At 42.5% G+C, this 25,748-nt stretch carries 8 protein-coding genes and 2 tRNA genes; all 10 read left to right on the top strand.

Going from position 1 to position 25,748, the window contains the following annotated elements; genetic code table 11:
- Positions 1-63: 63 nt before the first annotated feature.
- The 10 genes from Q0X02_RS06200 to Q0X02_RS06155 all read left to right on the top strand — a co-directional run bounded on the left by Q0X02_RS06200 (position 64) and on the right by Q0X02_RS06155 (position 25,477).
- Positions 64-138, top strand: a tRNA-Gly gene (locus Q0X02_RS06200).
- 46 nt (positions 139-184) lie between these two features.
- Positions 185-261: transfer RNA gene (locus Q0X02_RS06195), tRNA-Arg, on the top strand.
- Positions 262-1,210: 949 nt separating this feature from the next.
- Positions 1,211-17,299: a SpaA isopeptide-forming pilin-related protein gene (locus Q0X02_RS06190; RefSeq protein ID WP_297813125.1), complete on the top strand. Its 16,089-nt coding sequence runs from the start codon at positions 1,211-1,213 to the stop codon at positions 17,297-17,299.
- A gap of 264 nt (positions 17,300-17,563) precedes the next feature.
- Positions 17,564-20,002: a pilin N-terminal domain-containing protein gene (locus Q0X02_RS06185; RefSeq protein ID WP_297813122.1), complete on the top strand. Its 2,439-nt coding sequence runs from the start codon at positions 17,564-17,566 to the stop codon at positions 20,000-20,002.
- 115 nt (positions 20,003-20,117) lie between these two features.
- Positions 20,118-21,350, top strand: a complete 1,233-nt coding sequence (locus Q0X02_RS06180; protein ID WP_297813119.1) for a collagen binding domain-containing protein — start codon at positions 20,118-20,120, stop codon at positions 21,348-21,350.
- Positions 21,351-21,420: 70 nt separating this feature from the next.
- On the top strand, positions 21,421-22,356 hold the full coding sequence (locus Q0X02_RS06175; RefSeq protein ID WP_297813116.1) for a class C sortase: 936 nt from the start codon (positions 21,421-21,423) through the stop codon (positions 22,354-22,356).
- Positions 22,349-23,188, top strand: coding sequence for a class C sortase (locus tag Q0X02_RS06170; RefSeq protein ID WP_297813113.1), 840 nt, complete (start codon positions 22,349-22,351; stop codon positions 23,186-23,188). Before Q0X02_RS06175 ends, Q0X02_RS06170 begins: the two co-directional genes overlap by 8 nt.
- Positions 23,175-24,032 (top strand): class C sortase, encoded by an 858-nt coding sequence (locus tag Q0X02_RS06165; protein WP_297813110.1) that lies wholly within the window; start codon positions 23,175-23,177, stop codon positions 24,030-24,032. The genes Q0X02_RS06170 and Q0X02_RS06165 overlap by 14 nt, the downstream gene beginning before the upstream one ends.
- Before the next feature lie 177 nt (positions 24,033-24,209).
- On the top strand, positions 24,210-24,743 hold the full coding sequence (locus Q0X02_RS06160) for a GNAT family N-acetyltransferase (RefSeq protein ID WP_297813107.1): 534 nt from the start codon (positions 24,210-24,212) through the stop codon (positions 24,741-24,743).
- Positions 24,743-25,477 carry a carbon-nitrogen hydrolase family protein gene (locus tag Q0X02_RS06155; RefSeq protein WP_297813102.1) on the top strand — a complete coding sequence of 245 codons (735 nt, stop codon included), beginning with the start codon at positions 24,743-24,745 and terminating at the stop codon, positions 25,475-25,477. Before Q0X02_RS06160 ends, Q0X02_RS06155 begins: the two co-directional genes overlap by 1 nt.
- The last annotated feature ends 271 nt before the right edge of the window (positions 25,478-25,748 follow it).

Raw genomic sequence — 25,748 nt, 5'->3', positions numbered from 1 at the left:
CTGTAAATCCGTTACGTTATGTTTCGGTGGTTCAAATCCACCCTCCTCCACCAATGAAATTATGCGGAAGTGGCTCAGTGGTAGAGCATCGCCTTGCCAAGGCGAGGGTCGCGAGTTCGAGTCTCGTCTTCCGCTCCAAACAACAACAGATGTGCATACATCTGTTTTGTTGTATATTTTTCTTGAACGATTAGCTCAGCTGGATAGAGCGTCTGGCTACGGACCAGAAGGCCGGGGGTTCGAATCCTCTATCGTTCGCCAAGCAAAATGGATTATGGTTTTCGATTTACGAAGACTATAATCCATTTTTTTGTGCTAAATTTCGATTTGCATTCAAATCTCTTACTGAAATTCCAGCAAAATCCCTTTATGAAATATCTCACTCAAATCTCTTACTGATATTCTGACAAAATCTTTTAAAAATCGTGTAGTTCAATACAACAATTAAATCTTTTGGTTAAATTCACAAAACAAACCACCTTCTCGAAAAATTCATTCATCAGAAAATAAGCTCATCATCCAGAAGAATAAATCGCATCGCAGAGATAAAATGTCCGAATCAAATTTTCAAATCAAAGATTTCCTTATAAATCACAAAAAACAAAATCCCTGCTGAAAGGTCATACGAGCAAGTCACTACACCGAACGAAAAAACCAATTGAATTGGATGGTTGTAGATAATTTTTGTAGAAATTTGCATTGTATTTGAAAATGTGGGGTATATATAATATAAGAAAAGTTTCGCTAATAACATACGCAAAATTTCACAAAATTGTTCAATAAAACGTTAAAAAACTTGGCTAACTATATTGTTACCAATAAAGGATATCATTGTTAAATATTGTAAAAAGTGTTGACTTTTCGCCAAGCAAGTGGTAAAATGTTATAAAATATAGTAATGAAAAAAAAAAAAATAAACATTTTAAAGAAAATGAATATAAAAAATACATTTTTTGTACCACTTACACCAAGGCAGATCCCGTATTCATAAATAAGTCGGACTGCCGATTTTTTTAGGTTTTATTGATTTTCTAATTTTTGATTGCAAAAAATACAAAAATAAGGGAAAATTTAAAAAAATCACTACTCAAAAATAAAAAACGAAGTGGCATAGAAAATAAACAATTAAAATACTAGGGGATAAACATAGTTTAATTTATATCACAAAATCAAGGGTTTATGGTATAGACAATCATTTTAGGAGGTTCAAATGAGAAGAATATTTGACAGAATTACAGCGATGACACTTGTCATGCTGATGTTGTTGGAATTTGCGATTCCAGCGATTTCATCATTTGCAAAGGAGGATAGTCCGCCAAACAGATACATAATACAAAAGCTGGAGAAACTCACAAAGGATGAATACTCCAAGTTTTCACTGAACCTCGCAACAGTAATTGACGACAAGAATTTGTCTAGCGATACAAATGTGAAGTTCGCTTTGACAGCCAAGGAGGGCACTCAAAACATCAAGCTTATAACCCGAAACACGTTTGGCTTGTACGATGACAAGTTGTACGACAAGATTGAGGACGCTCAGAAGGAACTCGACAGAATCAACAAGTTCTACAACGGGCAAGGGTTGGCGATTGATGTATCCATAATCCAAATCCAAAACAAATTCAAGCTCAACAACAACTACGTTGAAAAACCGGAAGAAAACCGTGGAGCTGAATACAACGTTTACAATTTTAACGTTCTAAAGGATTTTGACTTCGAAAAGTCGGGTCTTCAAACAAAACTTTCTGAAGCTGAAAAGCACGACTATCTATTCGTGTTCGATATCAAGGTTGGGAAGGCCACGGATGACAAGTTGAATATGATTGAACTCAAAAAAGACGACAAAGAGCCGGTTGCTGTGAAGGAAAATGGCGAGATTTTGGGAGCAGTCATCGACGACAAGACCTACGACACTTATGTGACACAAACTTTGCACGATGATGTCGCTGCGTCACTTGACTACAAGAAACAAGTCGCACAAGCTAAAAAGGAAACTGACGAAAAGAAGAAGGCTGAGGAAGAAGCCAAGGCTAAGAAGGAAGCTGAAGAAAAGGCGAAGAAACAAGCCGACGAGCAAAAAAAGAAGGAAGCTGAAGAAAAAGCGAAGAAGGACGCCGATTCCAAGAAGGACGCCGATTCGAAGAAAAAATCAGAAGAACAAAAAGCGCTCGACGATAAGAACAAGGCAGAGGCTGACTTGAAGGCGAAGCAACAAGCTGAAGAGATAGCCAAGGCACAATCCAAAAAAGAACAAGAGCAAAAGAAATTACAAGAACAACAAAAGATTGCCGAAGAAAAGGCACAACAAGAGGCGAAGGCACTCGCAGAAAAACAAGCCAAGGAAAAGGCAGAACAAGAAGCCAAGGCCAAAGCGAAGGAAGAATTGAAAAAGAAGTTGGGATTGGTTGAAGACACACAAGACCAACAACCACAACAAACTCAACAAGACCCAGCAGTTCAACCTCAAAACAAAGCCCAACCTGAACAACAAACTAAGCCGGAATTGAAAGTTCAGCCAGCACCAGCTCCTGAAAGAAAACAAAAAGCAGAAGAATTTGACAAAATTCTACAAGACCGAAAAGAAGCGATAAACAAAGAAGACGCCAAGAAGACTCCCGAACAAAAATCAAAAGAGGACAAGAAGGACAAGGGAATCTTCAACGGAATCAAAAAGCTATTGGGCTTGACAGACCTTCAAAAAGCAGACCGTGAATTGAAGGCTATATTAAAGGATGGAAAATACAGCCTACGAGAAGTTCAAGAGTTTTTGTCTGGATTGGACGAGAAATACAAATTGTCTCGTGAAGACCAAGCAAAGTTGATGGACGACAACAAAGACCAAATCAAAGAGCTAATAGCAAAGGATGCTGACCAGAATTTCGCACCACAAATGCTATTCCAAACGAGAGAAGCAAACGGACTTAACCTCGATGGTAAGAAATTCCACATCGTCACTCGTTTTGACACATCAAACGCAAACGGTCCTATCCAACCTTATCAGTATTTCTACATTCACTTGGACAACAAGTTGACTGTCAAAAATCCGGCAGAATTAAAACCGATTATGTACCAAGGAAGGGTAATAGCAATTCCAGAGTACATTGCGAAAGAAAATAAAATAAGATACCAAATCCAAGGAACAATACCGGAAAACATCCAATTGCCATTGGACATTCCAGTTGACTACAATACTAACAATATTAGTCTTGACCCGGATGGAACATTCACCGTAACTAACAAGGTGTCGGGACTCGGAGTAGAAGCTCCGAAGGACCTCGTTCCACAAAAAATCGACAGCAACGGCAACTTTGCAGGTTCAATCATCGAGCCGGGCAGACACGACGTGACGCAGATAATGGAGCCGGATGCTTTCAACTACAGAGTATACATCGGTGGACGTGGAGGTACACCGAGATACCAAAATGGAGAATTAGAAGGATTTGATTGGAACATAACAGTAGAATCCACATTCCAAGACCTAAAGAGCTTAAATTTCGCTGCCAACTTCACGACAGTAAAAGGCTCCGGACTTGGTGAAATACAAGATTTAAAAATAAATGGACAAGCAAGCTCTGAAGTAACAGACAACAGTATAAAAGGAAGCTTTGGAATAGTTGATTCCAAAAACTACAAGGCAACAACAGCTGGAGTGAGAAAGTTCACTTACACCTTCTTTACACCGAAAACCAACACACAAGAAGAGTACGTCCTAGACCTATCAGCAATTGCCAACAACAAACTCGGGGCAACAAGGCTCATAGCCCACGACAACTACTCCAAGGAAAAGATTGACCAAGCCACTCCGACGAGAGTAGGTGTCAACAACAGAACTACAATCATGGGTCAGTTCACAAGCGAAGACACATCCTTGTGGACGGTGACGGATGCAGTGTCAACTGGTGACGACAAGGGCAAAAACGCACTAAATGGTCTACCACTAGCTGACAGAAACCTCACAAATCAGAAGGTGACATCGTCCAATATGGCAGTTTACGTAATGGACACAGTTGTAACTAGCCCGACTTACGGCAAGATGGTCATCAAACCAAAAACATCTGCACCAACTAACCTCGGCACTCAAATACCAGCCAAGGCGGCTAATCCAGCAGGAACACCGACAGTCGGTACGATTGCAGTTTACGAGTACGGTGCGAACCTTAACAAACCGACAGCTCAACAGCCAACTAAGATTTACAGCTTAGGCGGAGTGACTATATCGAAGAACACCAACATCTACCTTGACCAAAACTGGTCAATTCCAGATGGGTTTAATATGCCAGAACAAGACATCTTGGCGAAAGACCCACAAGGCAATGTAATAGGAAAAGTCCACGTAGCCCAAACGACAGACAAAAATCTTAGAAGAAGACAGATAATAATCTACGACGTAAAAGTCTGGAACATCGACAAAAATGGCACGGAAACGAAAGCCAATAGAATAGTTCCGAAAGTTGTGCAAGATTTGCCGAAAACTGCAGAGATTGGTGGCAAGACTTACAAGTACGTAGAGAACTACAACTACTACACAACTTTAAACAATGAATACTACATTCACAACAGAATGACGGAGGACATCCAGGCGAAGCTCGCAAGCTTTACGTTGAAGAAAGTAGACGAAAAGGGAAATCCTCTCGGAAAAGCGAGATTCAGACTATTCCGTGGACCGGAAGTTGAGACAGACCCACTAACGGGCGAGGCACAATTTTCCAACATTCCAGCGGGCTCATACTCGTTAATCGAAACAAAAGCCCCTCCGGGATACAAACTTGGAAAAGACATCAACTTCACAGTCGACCTCGAAGGTAGAATCAACAAAACAAGTGGCCTCTGCACCATCGAAGGTGGCGTGACACCGACGACGACAGTCGAACACAGAGATTGGCCAAGCTATATGAACGCAATGCACTACGGGAAGAAAGATGCGAATGGAAACATCGAATCCTACATCTTCCTAAAAGCGTTGGGCAATAAGACTGGTGGTACGACAGACAGGGACACGAGAGTTGAAATCAACCAAACTGGAATTTCGAATTTAAAAGTTGAGGTATTCGACGTAGACCCAGTCGACAGAAACAACATCCGAAGCCAGATGAACTTGCAAGCTGCAACTTCAAATGGATTGAATCAAGTGTTAAATGTAGCTAACAACAACCCAATAAGAGGATGGCCTACAAGTGGCAATGGATACGCAGTGAGATTTCCTGCCAAAAGATTTGGCGGAGTGAAGGACTGGGGATTCTTAGTAAAAATCACAGGAAAGGCGACGGGCACACCAAGCCTAAGCTACAACTGGGTATCAGAAGAAAAAAATCAAGCAAGTTTGACTAACAACAAAATCGACTTGACGACATCAACTAACAAGCAGACAGTCATCACAGTTCCGAACGAGCCATTCACTAAAAAACCGATAGAAGTTATAAAAGTAGATTCCAAGCAAAAACCACTTGCCGGAGCGACATTCGTCCTCAGAGATGTAAATGGCGACCCAATCGCTACGAAAATTTCGGGCACGGATGGTAAGGCGACATTCGGAGAATATCCAGAAGGCACTTACACAATAGAAGAACAATCAAGCCCCGACAACTACATCGAATCGCAAGTCATCTTCGATGTAAAAGTCGACAAGGCTGGACAAGTAACCTACACTGCCCGCAACAAAAACGGACAAGGCTCGCCAACTAAAGGACAAGACTACTGGATTAAAAATGAAGAAGATACAGACACGACAAACACAGATGAGATTAACATAGTAAGTCAGTCGATGTCACTAAAAGAAGGACAAGCAGGAGGACTTGGTTCCAAGGCGGGAGTGTGGGAAGCATATCGCTACGAATCCTACACATACCATGCGATAGTTGACTTGAAAAGCACTCTGCCTGGCAGGAGATTTGAAATACAATTCGACCCTAACTTGGACTTCACACAATATGTAAATGAATTTCCAAAAATCAAAAATAAAGAAGGAAAAGTCATAGGTCAGCCGTACTTCGACTACGAAACGAACCTATTGACTTATGTATTCACAAAAGATTCCAGCGGAGCGGAAGTCAAATTCGACTTGACAATCCTCGGTATAATTCCATCCAAGTTCTTCGCAAAGACAAATGGAAAGTACACTTTCACAGTAGATGTAGGACCAAACCTACAGCCTGACAAAGTAAAAGGCAATAAGCACCTAAGCTTTGACGTACAAGCGGACTACAGCGTCTACGACACGAACTTCTCAACGCCGGCACAAGCCTACTACTTCCGAGACGTCTACAAAAAGGGAAACAACTGGTACGTGAAGGCAATCGCATACTACAACCCAACAGCACTAACGAGTGGTAATAGAATACTATCATTCAACTGGATGTCGACAAACTGGCAACCCGACACGAATATGCTCTACTGGCCGGGTGCAGGTATACCACCAGCATTTGGACTAGACGAAGTCAAGATTTATAGGGTATTGCCGTCTTATGGATACGACCCGGGAAGCTCGGTATACAAGTTGACATCATCCATGTATATGCCATTGTCAATGGGTGTTAAGCCGGAAAACGACCCGAACACGTACAGTTTGGTATATTCGTCTCGCATCGAACCAGGAGATTCGAAGAACGACTACCAAAATGGTATCAGATTGTCGTACAACCCGAACTTGATAAGATACTCGAGCAGAGATTATCTGATGTCGTCTAACCCGTTGCAATTGCAAATGCCGGCAATATCCGGACAAAAAGAAGGTTACGTAATCGAACAGACCTTCAAGGTAACAGACCTCAACAATTTCAGAAGCAGATTCAGAGCCTTCTACATGGGCAACGGTGGAGGAATAAACTCGGCGTTCGCATCCAAGGTTAACACCAACGAAGCGGCAGCGGAACAAAACAAGAGGGAAATCCCTAAGTTCTACAGCCAAAAAGTAATGATGGCAAACCAAAGGTACAATCCGGGACATTTCAAAATCTTCAAGAAGGACGAATCGGATTCGAACAATAAATTGAAGGGCGCAGAATTTGCACTAAAAGATTCTGAGGGCATCACAATTTACAGGTCATCAGATACAAATGGCGAAGTGCCATTCACAGACCTAAAACCGGGAGTCTACACCCTAACGGAAACGAAGGCACCGGAAAACTATATAAACGCTAAAAAAACATGGCAAGTCAGCGTCGCAATGGATGGAACAGTCACGATAACAGAAATCGGATTGAACGCCGACGACACAACTCTTGTAGGACAAGATATAACCTTACCGGTCAACAACAAACCAGCGGGACAAACGTTCAGAGTTTACAAAAAGGGCGAAGACAACAAGCCACTACCAGGTGCAAGCTTTATAATCAAGAAAAAAGGCGAAGACCAAGTTTACACTACTGGTACTTCCAACAACCAAGGTGTAGTCACATTCGACAGAAAACTCGAAAATGGAACCTATATCTTGGAAGAATCTGCAACTCCGACAGGCTACAAAAAGCTCGACGACAAGTGGGTACTAGTTGTAGATTCCAAGGGAGTAAAAGTCTACTCGTATATCGAAGGGCCAACGGGACAACCGGGCAAGAAAAACAAATCGCTCCTCAATGAAGATGACACTAAATGGGTAAACGTAGCAGACAGACCGGTCGCAAACTTCAAGGGACTAACTGACCCAAGATGGAGGGGCTACTTGGACAACTCGGTAACTCCATACAAAGTCGGAACGAGAATCATTGGAATCAACAAAACTAAAAACTATGTAATCCAAAGATACGTCCTAAACCCAGAAGGAAAACACATCGGAAAATCCAAGGCGCAAATCTACAGAGAGCCACTCAAAGAAAACAATATGAGCTGGTACGCTGGAACTGAAGACATAAAAGTCTTCAGACTGGACAAGCCGGTAAAAGAATACGTCGGAGATATCAGACTGGACAACTACAACGTCGACGAACTCAACGTGACTAAGAAACAAGTCGAAAAGCAGGGAGAAGTACCAAAAAGAGTTGAAATAGACATACCGGAAACTGACAATCCAATCATAATTGACGTCAAAATACCGTACAAAAACCTAGAAGGTTCCATAGGTACTGGTATCGACTATTTCGAAAACTACGGCACGCCAGAACAAAAAGTTTACTGGAAGCCGGACTACTACGACAAAGTAAGTGAAATTCCGGAAGGAGACCTCGTAAACACTGGTAACGACCAATCACAAGGTGGCAACATAATAGGCTCCTACATCTCGGAAGGCTCACTCGATGTTACCAACAACAGAAACAAACACGAGTTCGAATTTAAAAAGATAAGAGAAAAAACGACCGACGCAGTATCAGGAGCGACATTCTACTTGGAAAAAACTGACAAGCCAGCACAAAAAACCAAGTGGGAAAAATCCGGAGCTGACGGAAAAGTCCACTTCTCTGACCTACTACCGGGAAAATACAAACTCGTAGAACACGGAGCAGCCCAAGGCTACGACTTGGCTAACACGGACTGGACAGTGACGATATTAGAAGACGGAAAAGTCTACATCAAAGACAACAACGGGTCAAATACCGTGACGGACAACAACCCAGAGCACAAGTGGCAAAAAGTAAAAGTAAACGAAGGCACGAAGGAGAACAAGTCTGACTCACATAACCCAGATTTCAAGGACAATCCTCGTAAAAAACTAAACACAAACATCGTGGAAATAAACCAAACAACTCACAGAATGAGACAGGTTTATATATTGAACAGTGCGACAGAAAACTTGAACAATCCGAAATTGCAGATACACTCACAACCGGAAACCAGAGACATCACAAATGTCAACACAAAGGTAGTGAGCATCAACGTAGTACACTCGAACTCAACACCGAACAACTTGGTAAGAGTGGGAGACTCAGTGCCATTCACGGCAGAGCAACTATTTGTCAACGGACACAACAGATTGAAAGTCGACACATCCGTAGTGGGTAATAAGACACTCGCTGTCACAATCGAGACAGACCTACCACAATCCGGCGCAATCGGAACTGGAATGGACTTTGTTAACTTCAACAACACATACTGGGCAGCAGAATCTTACGCAGACATCAGCAAATTCTCGCTCGAACCACTTTCCGACCAAAAAGTTGGCAAAAACACCGGAATGATAATCGGCAAGGAAGAGCCAATCAAGAACGCAGGAACGACAATCGCGAGGGCATTCGAAGCAAACGAACACCGACCACTCGAACAAATAAACTCGTTGTATTTGCAACCTCAAATTCTAATGCAATCCTCGTTCACACAACAAGAACCATCACAAGCTCTTCGAAAAAACGCCACGGAAAATAACAATGTAATCCGTGAGCTCAAAAAACCAGCACCTACGAAAAACAACGTAGCATTGCAGGAAAACGCAGCGAGATTGAACAACACACTCGAACTAAACAGACACAGACCACTCGCACAAGTGAACTCGATGTACCTCGCACCACGAATGATGATGAAATCAGCCAACCGAATGGCGGGAACATCCAGAGCAGCAGGGGATTTGACTTACAATGTAGATGCAGAAAATGCCAACATCACAGTAAGTGCAGGCAACATAAACACCACAGATGGTACAAGGGATGTAAGCGTCAAGATAACTCCTAAGACCAGAAAGAAGCCTGGAAAGAACAAATCGCACTGGGTACTATTGATTGACAGGTCGCAAGATTTCTCTAATAAGAACAATCTTGATAATAACATCAACAAGTTCTTAACAGATTTAAGAGCAAAGGCTAATACTGAAGGAGCAGAAGTATATCTATCAATAATAGAATATTCTGGAAATGTTCCTAAAGCTAATAAAGTGTTGCTTTCTAAGACAAATATCAAAGACTTAGATAATCCTACACAATACTCATACAAAATGGGTACATTGGTGCCAGCTAAATTTGAAAATCAATACAATCTTATAGAAGAAAATGTGAATGTAAGAGATTATCTATCCAGAGTGGGAATTGACAGGAGAAATGGCGGAACAATTGATGGTGCTTTTAATTTAAAACCTGTAGTTGACGCAAACATTGATAAACTTACAAGTGACTCCTATGACAATAAATACGTCATTAACTTTGCAAGTTTCAATGCAAATAACGCCAAGAGAAATTCCACAACTAGTAACCAATTCTATCAATTCGAGTCTATGTGGGCATTCTACCAAAAAGGCTACACTAGGGTTTACACTCATGTCGACCAAGAAAACACTAGGTTGGAACCAAATACAACAGGAAATAAATTCAGAACTTATTCTAGTGATAACTCTGATAAGTGGAGCTTCGACTTTACTAATTTGTATTTAATTAAAAACAAGCCAAACTGGCAAAAAGCAAGAAACTTTGGACCTTATGTGCAAAAAGACCTACTAGATAGTATTTTAAACGACAAGAAAAACTTCGAATCACAAGGTGTAGAAGAATCATTGCTAAAGAATGCCACTGTGGACATCGGTTTGAATGACAAAGTAAGGTTACAATTGTACAAGATTATAAAAAACAATCAGATAGTACAAAGCAATCCAAACCCAATGTCTAATTCGTTGAACTTTAACAATATCTCACTTGGAATCGGAGATAGCTTGGAATTTAAGTACAGAATTGGACTAGACCAAGACGCACAAAACAACACAGACCTACCAATCCACAGTACAATGACTTACAAGCCGGATGATAATAGCAACCCTGTAAATCTTGACACTAATGGAATGGTTACTCGAAGAAATACGCAAGGCTATAGCATTACGTTTGAAAAGATGGTTAACGGCGATGTCACTGCGACAAAGATAAGTGAGATAGGGGCAGGAGAATCTATAACACTTACTGCACATCCAAATCCAGGATATAAATTAGCTAAATTATATATGGATGGCAACCAAGTACAGGCGAGAAACAATGAATTTACTTTCAATATGCCACCTCAAAATGTAAGAGTGAGTGCAGTATTCGAGTCAACGGGACAAGAGGCGAAGCCCTACGATGTAACAGTCTTTGGAAATATTAGCCACGGAAAAGTTACTCCGAACAAGACTAAGGCAAAGGATGGAGAAGAAGTCACGCTTACTATCGAGCCGGATCCTGGTTATGAATTGAAGACTCTTTATTATAATGATGAAATCACAGGCGATGACATCCCTATAACAAACAACAAATTCATAATGCCGAAATCAAATGTCGGAATAAAAGCTACATTTGGACCTAAAAATCAACCACAGCCAAAGAAATACGACATCAAAACAAGTGTTACGGGCAATGTGGGTGGTAGTGTGACTGCAAATCCTACTTCACAAGAAAAAGGCAAGGAAGTCACAATCACGGTCACTCCACAAGAAGGTTATGTTATTGAGAAAGTAACACTCAACGGCTCTAACATCACAGACAAATTTAAAAACTCGAACACCTTTACCTTCCAAATGGGAGATAAAGAAGCTAATGTAGTTGCCACTTTCAAAAAGCCGGGACAACACAAAATTACAATAATTCCAACTGAACATGGTAAGGTTGAATGCGATAAACAAGTTGCCAATCGTGGCGAACCATTTAAGCTAACGTTCCACCCAGATGATGGCTACGAGTTAGACAAGTTGGAGATAAATGGCAACGAATACACCGTTAACGGAAAAAGCGAAACATTTGGAATGAACGACTTTGACGTCGAAGTCAAGGCGACGTTCAAGGTAAAGGAAGAGTATTTTGATATCGAGACTTACCAAACTGACGGAGGTTGGGTAAGTGTTGACAAGACGAGGGCTAAGAAGGGCGATACAATCACAATCACGGTTCAAGTCCACGACGGATACGAGCTGAGACAAGTGACTGCCAGCGGAAAGCCGATTCCGCTACAAGACGGCAAGTACACCTTCACGATGCCGGCATACAAGGTAGATGTGGTTGCGACATTCTTGAAAAAAGAAGTCAAGCCAGAAGCATACTACTTTGTCGGTTACGATGGCGACCCTCACTACAGCGTGACTATAACTGGGCGAAACAACGAAGGGAAAGCCAAGAGTGGCTCAACGGTTAACTTTACAGCCAAAGCTCAGTATGGATACAAAGTCACAAAAACCTATGTAAAAACTAGAAATGGTATAACAATTCCTACGCAATTCGACACAAACACGGGACAAGGCTCGTTCACGATGCCGAACGACGATGCGACAATCTACGTTAAATACACGAACTTCCCACCACCACAAGGACAACACGCAGTCTACGTAGATGGAGGAATAGTCGGTGGAGATGTATATCTAAACGGAAAAAAAGTAAAACAGATACTAGCAAAAACTGGAGATACAGTAAGGATAAGCATTGCTAATTTGAAAGATGAGTACAGGCTAATTGGTTGCTGGGTAAGTGACGGAAATCCTGGCGGAGGAGTTCCAGTTTTAAACGACAGCCAAGGGTTATACTTTATAATGCCGGACAGAGATGTGTCGGTATCTGCAAGCTTCGCTAAGCAACAAGTCGGCAATTATCAAGTACAAATTGGACAAAGCGAACACGGTCGTATAATTGCAAGGCCGACAAGTGCGAATGCAGGAGATTTGATACGACTTGAAGCACGACCAGATGACGGCTACAAGTTAGCGTCAATCAATGTATTAGAACAGGATGGACAAGCAGTAACAGTGAAAAACAATTCGTTCATAATGCCAGCGGGCAATGTAAAAATCAGTGCGACATTCGTTGGCGAAGATGAGCAATTGCCAGACGAACCGGGTAGCAGTCAAGTTCTTCCAGACGACAATCAGTTGGGATACTTGATATACGACCCATCGGGCAACAAGATGAAGGAATTGAAAATCACGAACAGGCCAGCCGGCTTGGAATTGAATGTCTACAAGAAAGACTCGTTGGGTACGCCACTACAAGGCGGGGAATTTACGTTGACGAAAGTCGACGAGACTTACGAAAACCCAATAGGAAATGTGACGTTGACGGGTATTTCAACTAACGAAGGTAAGATAATCTTCAGAGATGGAAAGGGCAATGCAGCCAAGCTTGGTAAAGGCTACTACATCTTGAAGGAAACCAAACCTCCACTAGGCTACAAGAAGGCGACGTCCGATTGGAAGATAGAAGTCAAGGACGACCAAGGCAGGATGCACGCAACCTACTACGGTCCGAAAAAGACGGCGAACGAATTTTTGCGAGACGACACTCTAGCGAAGTTCAACGACACGATGAACTCGGGCAGTACAATCAAGACAGCATCTCGTATCACTCACATCGACCCAGTTGCCAAGACATTCGTCCAAAGAACTGTAATAGATTTGAGAAACTACTCGGGAAAGAAGTTAAACGTTCAGATAACTCCGAAACACAAGAGGGGTGAAACGGACTTCCCTCCTGACGAAGTTCACGGAATCAGACCTCCAAACACGAACGTCGAAGGTTTGAAGACGGCTTACAGAACGACTTACAAGATAGCGAACCCACCTGGTGATATAAATATCGACAACGTCCTACAGTACTACGACCTTTCGCAAAAGAAAGTGTCCATGGTGAACACTGCAAGGTGGAGACCATTCGACTGGGGATTTGACGAAGACCAACTCAACTTAGAGCCGGGCGAATTGTACTTCATCGACGTGGAGGGCTACTACGACGAGGCGCTCATCACGGGAATCGCAAAAAATGAAAAAGATAAAAATGGAAATATAAAACCTGCACACAAGAGGGATGACATCTCGCAAGACGATTTGGGCAAACTTCAAATGGACTTCAAGCTCTACACGGGCGCCAGAGAGTTCCAACAAGCGGTATACAACGATAAAACTGGAAAACTCGAATGGAAGGCATTCAAAAAGGCATCCTACCAAGCAGGTGCAGGCCAATACGCCAAGACACAATTACCTGGTTGGTCGGGTCAGATGGACCAATACAACAAATACCAAAACTGGCTAAGCAAGTCAGGTGGTAGGATTTGGCCAGAGCTAAATGAATTAGATGTAGCAGGAAAAATCAGCACGGCACCGGATATATCCCAACTCTACACGACGACGAAGAAGACGGATGTGCCGGTCGAAATTCCAAAGACGGGACTCGACCTCATAAACGAAAAAGAATCCTACAACATCACCTTCTCAAAACACGGACGTGACGGAGAAGGAGATGCGTGGTCAAACAACTCGGACAATGTAGCGACGAACAGACTTGAAGGGGCAATCTTCAAGCTACAACAAGAAGTACAAGGCAGTTTTGTGGATATGCCGGGAAGCTATGTATCTTCAGCCTTCAACGGATACTTCGGATTCAGAGGCTTGAAGCCAGGACGTTACAGACTGATGGAAGTACAAGCACCACCGGGATACAGACCGATTTACGACCCGATACTTCACATGACAATATCGTACGAAAAGCCTACGACAAATGCTCAGGGTGAAATCACACCGGGTAGAGGCTCCATCACACTGGAATACAACAACGCCAATGGTATCATCCAATACGTACCAGAAAAAGGTGGAAAATTAGTCGACTTCGTAACGAGTGCGACAGCCAAGAATATGGGTAAGATTATCAACGAAAAGCCTGGAAAAGGTAAGGTAACTCTCGTTAAAAAAGACGAGCAATCCCAATTGATAAACGGAGCCAAGTTCAAGCTCACTCGATTAGGTGTCAAAGAAGACCCGAAAGACCCAAATTCTAAAAACAAGTTCACATACACGGGAACTGTCGGAGAAAGAAACAGTCCGAAAATCGACCCACAAACGGGACAATTAGTCTTCGACCAATTGCCAATCGGCAACTACGAATTGGAAGAATTGACACCGGCACCGGGACACAAGTTGACCGGACAAAGGTGGTACTTCACAGTCGGTGGTAAAGACCTCGACCCTTATGCGGGGGCAATCGAAAGGACAGGCGTCGACCAAAGTGAGAACATCACGTTGACGACCGATATGACGATAAAACGTCCGGACAAGAATGACACGACTATGGGCAACGGAACAATCTATCCAAACAAAGCGCAAATGCTGAACTTCGCTACGACATTTAATATAAAACCTAAGACGACAATAAGTCCGGGAGACTTTTTCACAGTCAAGCTCACAGACAATATGGACTTGAAGGGAATATTCAAAAAGAAAAAGGTAGAAGGGTTGGACATCTTCGCAGACGGAGTAGGTACAATTGCCAAGGCGGACTACAATCAAGCCACAGGCGAGATAACCTACACCTTCACAGACTATGCTAGAACGTACAAGTTGATGGAATTGAACGCCAACTACATCGCACACATAGATGCAGACAAGATAAAGAAATCAGAGAACAATCTAAAAGTTGGGCCAAGCATCAAGGGCGGAGAAGACACTACAAAACCAATCAACGTAGTCTACGACAGAGGAGTGACAAACTCCGGCAAGAACTACAATGGTGACCAGGTAAGTATGTCATCGAAGATAACGGAATTTGACCCAGACACGGGAGAATTTACTCAAATCTTCTACATCAACCCTAGCAGAAACAACGCAGGTTTTGATTATTATGACAACCCGATACCGACTTACTTCAATTACTACCCTGGAAAGGGAGTAGATGATTTGAGGATTTCCGCTTACTGGTATGACAATTCGGGATACAATGATTACAACTACACGAACACATTCCTTAACGAAAAAATGCCGGCATCGTACGGACTTGACCTATCGAAGGAAACATTGTGGAACACGAAATTCTACGGAAGAACCGTAACGGACTACAACAACGGTTGGATGAAGTTCAGAAGAATGAACAAAACTGACTCTTATGTAGTCAAAGTCACGGGTAGAATAGCCGACGGACAGGACAAGACATCATTCACTCCGAGGGCGAACCTAATCAACTACAAAGGTGGTGGAGGAATACGACTTGGTGTCAAAAGGTATGACGCAGTCTACTCCAACAAGAGCGATGCCACAGCCAAGGCTGACTTGACAATCAACGCCATCAACCCTAAAAACGAGATAGTCTTCAAAAAGATTGACCAAAACAAGGACGTCCTCAAGGGAGCCGAGTTCAAACTTTTGAAAAAGACGACTCAAAACGCAGAAGGCTGGGAAGATGCGAAAGATGCAAATGGAAAACTCATGACGGCTACGTCTGGAGAAGATGGATTGTTCAAGTTCGAAACACTACCGGAAGGGATTTATGCTCTGGTAGAGACGAAAGCACCGGATGGCTACACGAAAATCGACAGGCACATCGAAGAGTTTATGGTGACACAAACTGGAATCATCAAACTCAAAACGGGCAAGGACAATAATGAACAAGACGTGTTCACTCCGATTGGCCCTGACCCAATCGAGGTCATCAACTACAAGGACATCGACTTTGTAAAGATTGACGCACTCGATGGCAAGAAGCTGAAGGGAGCAGTGTTCGAACTTTGGTACAAGGAACAAGAAAAAGGAACTTATGCACCGATAGACACGAATGAGTACAAGAACCTCATAGTATATGGCAAGGACAAAAATGGTGAGCTTGACGGCTCGTTCAAAGTCCACGTAACTAAAAACGGATTCTATGCACTCAAAGAAGTACAAGCACCGATAGGCTACACGAAGACGCCGGGATTCATCAGAGAATTCAAGATTGAAGATGGCAAGGTGCAAGTACTCGAAAAAGACCCATACAAGGCAAGTTACAGAGTAAGTAACAGGGGAATGTTAGAATCTGAAATCTTGGAAGTGGATTCCAGCGGTAATTTCAGACAAAGGGTAGTAATAAACCCAGACCACACTAGTTGGAAGTTCAACCGAGCATCGACGATGTTCGGAACGGAAGAAATAAACTGGGAATTTTTGAACAAACAGTATGGTTCAAAATATATCAAGTACGCAGTCCTAGACAAGGGCAAGAAAATAGAAGACCTAAAGAAATCTGACTACCATGAAATCTCGGCAGGCTCCGGTCAAGGAAAGACAATCTCGTATTTCCAAATCAGCCAGATGCTAAAAGCAGGAGATTTCACTAGCTCACAAGAAACAGTCGACGGACAACTAAGCACAATGTACACGACGGACAAGGCAATCGTACTTGAAATCACAGGCAAGCCAACGGGAACGGCAGATGCTAATTTGCACTACGACCTAAAAGACGGCTTGAAGATACTCGGTCATTTGAGCTACATCTACAACAAGGACAACTTTGGGGCGAACGCAAATCCCGCTTATGTAGACAAGGCCAAGTTGAGACCAATCGAAGTGGAAAACCACAAGTCGACCTTCCCATCGACGGGTGCACTCGGAATCATTGGATTCCTTGTATGTGGAGCGATTTTGATGGCAACTTCGTACTACAAGTACCGCAAGAAAAGAAAAAGGGAGCGTGCGTTATCATGATTAGTGTCAATCTAAAGATGAGGTACCCTCCGTAGGGACTTTAATCAAAGGCACGGGCGAAACACCCGAAGCCTAGTGCCAGCGATTAATCTCGAAATTTCAAATCGTGAAACATCGACGAACAATTAATCGCTCAAAATAAAACCAGGCGAAAAACGGCGATATTTGGTAAAATATAATCAGGGAACCCGACAAACGCCACGAGACAAAAAGGTAATAATTTGCAACCAAGCAAATATTAATAAAAGAAAAAGGAGTTATATTATGAAAAAAAGATTTTTATCGTTAATCTTAGTATTAGCGATGATGGTGGGAGTATTCACCCCATTGATGGCATTGGCAAACAATGCAGACGAGCCAGTAGAAGCGCCAACTGGTAAATTAGAAGCAGGTCAACTTTCAGAAACTAAACCTGATAAGACAGAAATTGACATCTACAAGTTGACAACTCAACAAAGCTACAAAACTGGAGCACCATGGAAACACACTGGTGGTAAAATAGAAGACACTACAATATTAGGAACAGATGTTAAACCATTAGAAGGTGCTAAGTTTACTTTCTACAAAATCACTGTACCAGTAGTAAAAGGTACACAAAAGACTGATGGAACTGAAGCTGGGACACAAGTAGAAGCTGACAAGCTTATGGAAAAGTATTTCAATATTTTGACAGCTGCTCCAAAGAACTTCGAAAAAGCTGAAACAATGAACCAAATCAAAACTAATGGTTATTCTGAAGCGGGACAAGTAAAAATTCCAGCAGGAGTTATTGACATAGCTACTGGTGATGGACTTGAAAATGGTCAAACAAAAGCAACAACAAAAGCTGGTTTGGCAACTGTTAGCCTTCCAGACGGTTACTATTGGGCAGTTGAAAGTGTTACACCTGCAAAGGTTACTGGCACAGTCGCAGTACCATTTGGTTTAACATTACCTTTGATGAACGGAAAAGCCGTAGGAAATGTAAAAGCTGGTAGTCAATACCTAAAGAAAATTTACATCTATCCTAAGAACATCCAAACTGACAACGTTCAAATCGACAAAGACCACGCCAACTACGATGAAAAAACTGGCAAATGGTTAGACAAAGATGGAAAAGAAGTTCCAAGTTCAAAATTGGGATTGGATTACACAAATTACCAAAGAGATAAGGAAACAATATCTGAACAATTGGGAAAAGACAGACCTTTCCAATCAGGCACAGTTATTCCAAGAAACTACACATTCAACCAATTTACTTGGACAGATACAATGTCAGAAGGTTTGACTTACAACAAGAACTTGGTAGTTACAATCGACTACACAGATGCTGATGGTAAAACTGTTAAAGAAAACCAACCATTTATCGACATGACAAAAGACCCAAAAGAAAATGCAAAATTTGTAACTGAAAGAGACAATGGCTACGATGTTAAAGTTAAAAAAGACCAAGTTAAAACTACTTTAGTAGAATATTTAAAACGTGGTCCTGTTACTTTCCACTTCAAATACTCTGCTAAGGTTAACAACAATGCAGCAGTAGATAAGCCACAATCAAACAGCATCACATATATACCAAAAGAACCAAAAGGAGTTCCTGACATAAGTTCTAAAGAAGGTAAGATAAAAATCGACAAATCTTGGAAGAAAGACAACGCTGATGTAAAAAACCCAACTGCAACAGATTTGACTTACTATGTTGAAGATGAAAACGGTAAGACAGTTGCTTCTGTAACTGTAAAATCTGGCACTGCTGCAGGAACAGTTCTTCCAGCAGCAAACGGAATCACATTTACAGTAGGAACTAACTTCGGTTCAGGTACTTTCGCAGGACTTCCAGAAGGAAGCTACAAGGTAAGAGAAGCTGTCAACGGATACCTACCAACTTACAAACTACCAGAAGCAGTAGGAGATGCTCAACCACCAAAAGGTGAAGTGAACATCATAAACGAAGACAATCCAGACGTTAAAAAACCAAAAGAACCAAAGGTTATATTCCACGGAAAGAAATTCGTAAAATGTGACCAAATGAAGAACGAAGACAGATTGTTCGGCGCTGAATTTGTTATCAGAAACAAATCAACTGACGCAAAGAATCCGGACAAGGATAAATTCTTAGTCGTTAAATCAGGCGCTACAAAAATTGCTGAAGTAGAAGATGTTAAGAAAGCTAAGAAAGCATTAGACGATGAAATAGCTAAGTACAATGCTCTTAATGCACAACAACAAACTGCACAAAAAGCAACTTATGACACAAATATTGATAAACTTCAAAAAGCATATAACGATGCTGTAATCAAATCAAGAACTGAATACACTTGGGTAGAAGGAACTGCACCTGTAGGTAAAACAGATAAAAGCATTCCACCAGCAGATGCTTACAAGTTGGTTTCTGATGGACAAGGTCGTTTCGAAATTACTGGTTTATATGCCGGTAAATACGAATTAGTCGAAATTACTGCCCCAGTAGGATATGCAAAGCTTGAAACTCCAGTTGAGTTTGAAGTAAAAGAAGGTTCTTATACAACAGAAAAAACTGACCATGCTATTAACTACAAGAAAGAAGCTCCACAAGTATTAGACGCATTCAGAGTAGACAACAAGAAAGTTACTATCCCACAAACAGGTGGTATTGGTACTATTATCTTCACTGTAGTTGGTCTTGCAATTATGGGTTCGGCTATTATAGCTATTAAGAAGAGACAAGCAGCAGAAGCTAGATAGTTTCTGATGGGATGAAGGAAAAGTGATTTTCCTTCTTCTAAAAGTGCAAATTGAACATTTGCACTTTTAGAAGATTATAACATTTAATTATACTAGCAAATGAAAGGTATTTTTTATGAAGATTATACGAAAAATAGTAGCGGTGATGATTTTCGCCGTGTTGATGCTCTCGAATGTGTCGTTCGCTGTGGGGGATTATTCCATCACTGTGAAGGTGGACGAGAAATTCGGGGAGGTCACGGGGAAGATGAGCCTGTGGAAGATTTCCGATGAGAAGATTTCTGACAATGAAAAACAATCCGAGATTGAAAAGCTCGACAAGTTGAAGGTCGAGCAGTTGAATGAGAAGTACAAGAACGCTGTGGTGAAGGAGTTTGCGAAGAATGCTGTTGTGTTTGACAAGCTCGACAGTGGTGCGTACTTTGTGAAGGATATTTCGGGCATCAAGCGTGATAAGGAGATTGCTTCTGTTATCGTGAATGTTCCAGATGATGTGACTGACAATAACAATGTTACTATCAATGCGAAGGAGTCGTCTACTAATGTTCGTTTAATCAAGGTAGATGAGAACGGCAATACTTTGATGGGCGCTAAGTTTAAGTTGTTGGTTAGACGTGGAAATGAGTATGTCGAGATTAAGAACAAGGACAGCCACAAGTCCGACGATGGGGCTGTGAGTGGCGATGATGGGCTCTACATTTCCAATGAGTTTGGCGAGATTATCGTCAACGATATCAAAAAGGGCGACTATATTTTCAGAGAGGTAGAGGCGCCAACGGGTTATTTGATTAAGAATGTGGACACGAAGTTCACTGTTACTGATAAGTCGGTGGAGCTTAGAGTTGTCAACAGCAGGACTACTACCGAGAAGGGTCGCCACGATTTTATGAAGACTGACGAGAGCAACAGGCCTTTGGGTGGCGCTGTGTTCAAGGTGATGACGAAGGACAAGGACGGAAAGTTCTGTCCTGTGAAGAAGGATGGCAGGGATTACATCGTGACGAGTGGCAGTAATGGGAAGTTCGCTGTCGAGAATATGGATTTCGGGAAGTATTTTTTGATTGAGATTAAGGCGCCGGTGGGCTACGTTTTGTTGAGTGAGCCGGTGGAGTTCGAGATAAAAAAACAGGCTGATGACAACAGTATTTCGGTTATTTTTATCAAGAACAAGAAGGATTCTACTATCACGAGGAGGAAGATTCCGGGCGACAAAATCATCCGAAGAAAGATTCCAAAAACCGGCGACATCGGGTATTTTATGCTGATGGTTGCGGGGCTTGTTTTGTTCATTATCGGCAGGAGAATTGTTGCTTACGATGACAAGTTAAGAGTTGATTATACTAAGTAAATCGAATTTTTCGATTTACTTTTTTGTAGTATAATTTTGGTGGTAGTTTTATGGGAAAGGTAAGATTGTTATGTGGAAGAAAATCAAGCACAATTTTGTGTTTATTTTGATATTTTTGTTGGGGTTCTGCGTGATGATGTATCCTGTGATTTCGAGAATTTATTACAGGGTGGATTCGGCAAATCAGGTCAAGGAGTTCGACAAGGCTGCTAAGGGTTTGTCGAAGGCGGAGCTTGCCAAGAGAAAGGCGTTGGCGAAGGGCTACAACGATTCTTTGAACAATGTCGTGACGAAAGACCCCTACGATAAGAAAAATCAGGAGGAGGGTCGCAAGGCGTACGCTAAGATGCTGGAAGTGAAGGAGAAGATTGGCCACGTCGAGATTCCGAAGATTAATCAGGATTTGCCGATTTATGCGGGGACTAGCGAGGACGTTCTTCAGATTGGCGTGGGTCACTTGGAGGGAACGTCGCTTCCAATCGGTGGCAACAGCACCCATGCTGTGTTGACTGCGCACAGCGGTCTTCCTACGGCGAAGCTGTTTACGGACTTGAAGATGTTGCAGATTGGCGACAAGTTTTATGTGCACAATATTTTCGAGATTCTCGCTTATCAGGTCGATCAGATTAAGATTGTCGAGCCGTCGAATTTCAGCGATTTGTTGATTAAGCCGGGGCACGATTATTGTACGCTGTTGACGTGTACTCCGATTATGATTAATTCGCACAGGTTGTTGGTGAGAGGTCACCGTGTTCCGTACGTTCCTGCTGTGGATGAGACGTTGATTGCCGACAACAAGGCAAGTTACATTTACAGGTATTTGTTCTATGTGTCGTTGGTTATCATTGCGATTTTGTTGTATTTGATTTATCGTCAACGAAAGGCGAGGAAGCGTTTGAAGGAATTGAGCAAGGTTGAATTGAGCAAGGTTGAATTGAACAAGGTTGAATTGAACAAGAGTGAGTCGGGCAAGACTGATTTGAGCAAAGAGGATGAGCATGATTAGGTCGAAGTTGAAGGAAAATTGGAAATACATTTTGATTTTTGTGCTCGGGTTTGCCATTGCGATGTATCCTGTGATTTCGAGGTTGTACTACCGAATCGAGGCGAACAACGAGGTGCGTGAGTTCGACACGAGGGCGAAGATGATGGACAAGAAGGAGATTGACAGGAGGATTAGGCTCGCTCAGATTTACAATAAGACTTTGGATCCGAGTAAGCTTGTCGACCCTTATTCCGAGAAGGAAAAGCGAAATGCGATTAGCGAGTACGCAAGGATGTTGGAAGTCAGAGAGAAGATGGGCCACGTCGAGATTCCGAAGATTAATCAGGATTTGCCGATTTACGCCGGGACTAGCGATGAGGTGTTGCAAAAGGGCGTGGGTCACTTGGAGGGGACGAGTCTTCCTGTCGGTGGCAGAAGTACGCACTGTGTGTTGACTGCGCACAGGGGGCTTCCTACGGCGAAGCTGTTTACGGATTTGAACAAGATGAAAAAGGGCGACGTGTTCTACGTTCACAACATCAAGGAGGTGTTGGCGTACAAGGTAATCGACATTTACGTTGTCGAGCCGAGCGATTTCGATAAGGTTTTGGTCGTTGAGGGCAAGGATTACTGTACGTTGTTGACGTGTACGCCGTATATGATTAATTCGCACAGGTTGTTGGTTCGTGGGGAGAGGACGAAGTACGACCCTGCTGCTTTGGAGAAGGATTTGGTGAGTCAGGTGACTGGTAAGTACAAGATTTATTTGATTATTTCGTCGATTATTATCGCTATTTTGTTGTGGTATTATATCAGACAGAGAAGAAGGAAGAAAAAAGATGAGCTCAACTAGAAAAATCGGTTATTTTATTATGTTTGTGGGGATTGTACTGTTGACTGTGTGTCTTAGCAATTTGTCGGTGAAGATTGTGTCGCAGGGGTATTTGATGGACAGTTTTCTGAAAAATCAGAAGGAGATGTCAAAGGAGCTTGCGGGTAAAATCGCCGACTACAATTCCAAGGTGGATTTTAAAAAGACGGGGATTGTCGACCCTTTCAATTCGGAGGATATCCAACTGGAAGACAACAAGTTGATTGGTGCGGATGAGATTTTCGGGTATTTGGAGATTCCGAAGATTAATTTCAAAAAGCCCATCTACTTGGGAGCGAGCTACGAGCATTTGGCTAAGGGCGTGGCGCAATTGGATTACACGTCGATTCCTGTCGGAGGTGTGTCGACTAGGAGTGTCATCTGTGGCCACAGGGGCTGGTACGGAGATATTATGCTGTTGAAGGTGGGGCAATTGTACTCGAACGATGTCGTGTATGTTCACGAGCACAAGAGGACTTTGACGTACAAGGTCATCGGCAGGGAGTACATCAATCCTTCGCAGTGGGAGAAGTTGAAGCCGGTTGTTGGCAAGGATATGCTGACTATACTGTCGTGTGACCCTATGTATCCTCCGTTTACGAGCAGGATTTTGATTAACTGCGTGAGAGTTGAGGAGAAATCGGCGGGAAATTCTACTTCGCACAGGAAAGACAGCAGAGAATCTTCTGCTGTCACGGGCAGACAGGCGGATTTTAATTCAAAGGCAATCGACTATTTGGTGGTGGCTTTGTCGTTGATTTCGTGGGCTGTGCTGGCTGTGTGCGTGAGAGGATTTGTGCGAGATTTGAAAAAATATCGAAAATAGTTTGGACGACGAGTTGATTTGAACGACGATGTTGATTTGAACAACGAGTTGATTTGAACGACGATGTTGATTTGAACGACGAGAATAATTTGAATTACAAACTGCGGGGTTACTCGCAGTTTTTTTTCGTGAAATGGCAAATTGGCGTGAATTACGATATAATTTAGGTAATAAATTATGAATATAAATTATGAAGATGAGGTTTTTATGAGAGTTAGATTATACAATGATGATGATTATGATAGATGTTGTGAGTTGCTCGTGGATTCTAAGATGGAGTACAGTTTTTCGGAGAAGAGCGATGCGAAATTGTTCGAGGATGTTGTCGCTTCGGAGAGTTTCTGTGAGGATTGTACGTTTGTGTTGGAAGACGACGATGCGATTTGTGGGATTGTGGTGTTCACGAGGTGTCGTGTGAGGAAGTTCGACGGGCTGTTGTTGTCGATTTTCTTCGTTGACGAGGAGCATTCGAACGATGACAACGTGGATTTACTTGTGGGAAGTGCTGTCGATGTTCTTGTGAGTCGTGGTGTGAAGTTCGTCTGCGTGATGGGAGAGCCTGGTGTGTTTGCGAGGTTTGGTTTCACGAGGGCGAGGGACTTTGGGATTTTGTGTCCTTTTTATATAGAGGATGATTATTTTATGGCGATATGCGAGGATGGTTTCAAGACTCGTGGTGAGTTGTGTTATGCGAAGGAGTTTTTTGAGTGATGAGGATTAGTTTGTGCGCTGTTGAGCAACGTTTGAATGATAAGGAATTTAATTTGAAGCAGATTGAGAGATACGCGAGAGATGAGGCTGCAAATGGAGCTGATATGTGCGTGTTTGGGGAGAGCTTTCTGCAAGGGTTTGAGTGTTTGAGTTTCGTTTACAAGGATGATGTCGGTGTTCCGGTGACGCAAAATTCGAACGAGATTGCTGAGGTTCGTAGGATTGCGAGGGAGAATGGGATTGCGATTTCGTTCGGGTATATTGAGAATGACCATGGCGCTTTTTATTCTTCGCAGATGACTGTGACGAAACGTGGCGAGATTATCAACAATTACAGGAGGATGAGTCCAGGCTGGAAGGAGCCTTCTGCGTGTAGCGATTACAGGGAAGGCAGCAAGTTGTATTTGTTCAAGATGGACGGCGTGAGTTTTTCGACGTTGATTTGCGGGGACTTCTGGGATGAGAAGTTGTATACTTATATTTCGATGATTGACTCTGATGTTTTGTTGTGGCCAGTGTTTGTCGATTTTTCGGTGCTTGATTGGTATAAGAATGAGTTCGAGGACTACAGGAACCAATCGCAGCTTGTGCCGATGCCGGTGTTGTTTGTCAATTCGTTTGTGGACGAGGATGACAGGGCGAAGGGTGGCGCTTATGTGTTTTACCAGGGGAAGGTTGTTGAGGAGCTTGAACCGGGGAAGGCGGGGGTGCTGAGGTATGAGTTTGTAAGGTGAGGTATTAGAGAGTTCGTGTGTAGGTAGGTTTTGAGTGAGGGGTAAGTTGTTAGATGGGGTTAGAGAGTTCGTGGCTAGGTAGACAGGGGCAGGGTTTTGTTGCTAGATTTACGTTGTTTCATACCAGAATAAAAGGTTTAACACGCATCGTCTGGCTTCCAAAAACTGGAAAACTCTAATCTCGAAATCCTAAAATTTGAAGCACGCTTCGCTTACGCGGTCAAATTTTGGCCGGATTTCTGCGATTGAGTTTTCACAATTTTTTCCAGAT

It is taken from the genome of uncultured Finegoldia sp., from assembly GCF_947252345.1.
Classification (GTDB): Bacteria; Bacillota; Clostridia; order Tissierellales; family Peptoniphilaceae; genus Finegoldia.
The sequence above is the reverse complement of the archived record's forward strand: the minus strand, read 5'-3'. Positions and strand labels throughout refer to the sequence as shown.

Excerpts from the sequence above, each read along its gene's own strand:
- Q0X02_RS06165 (WP_297813110.1), top strand. The coding sequence starts at position 23,175 with ATGAGCTCAACTAGAAAAATCGGTTATTTTATTATGTTTGTGGGGATT.
- Q0X02_RS06190 (WP_297813125.1), top strand. The coding sequence starts at position 1,211 with ATGAGAAGAATATTTGACAGAATTACAGCGATGACACTTGTCATGCTG.
- Q0X02_RS06155 (WP_297813102.1), top strand. The coding sequence starts at position 24,743 with ATGAGGATTAGTTTGTGCGCTGTTGAGCAACGTTTGAATGATAAGGAA.
- Q0X02_RS06180 (WP_297813119.1), top strand. The coding sequence starts at position 20,118 with ATGAAGATTATACGAAAAATAGTAGCGGTGATGATTTTCGCCGTGTTG.
- Q0X02_RS06170 (WP_297813113.1), top strand. The coding sequence starts at position 22,349 with ATGATTAGGTCGAAGTTGAAGGAAAATTGGAAATACATTTTGATTTTT.
- Q0X02_RS06185 (WP_297813122.1), top strand. The coding sequence starts at position 17,564 with ATGAAAAAAAGATTTTTATCGTTAATCTTAGTATTAGCGATGATGGTG.
- Q0X02_RS06160 (WP_297813107.1), top strand. The coding sequence starts at position 24,210 with ATGAATATAAATTATGAAGATGAGGTTTTTATGAGAGTTAGATTATAC.
- Q0X02_RS06175 (WP_297813116.1), top strand. The coding sequence starts at position 21,421 with ATGTGGAAGAAAATCAAGCACAATTTTGTGTTTATTTTGATATTTTTG.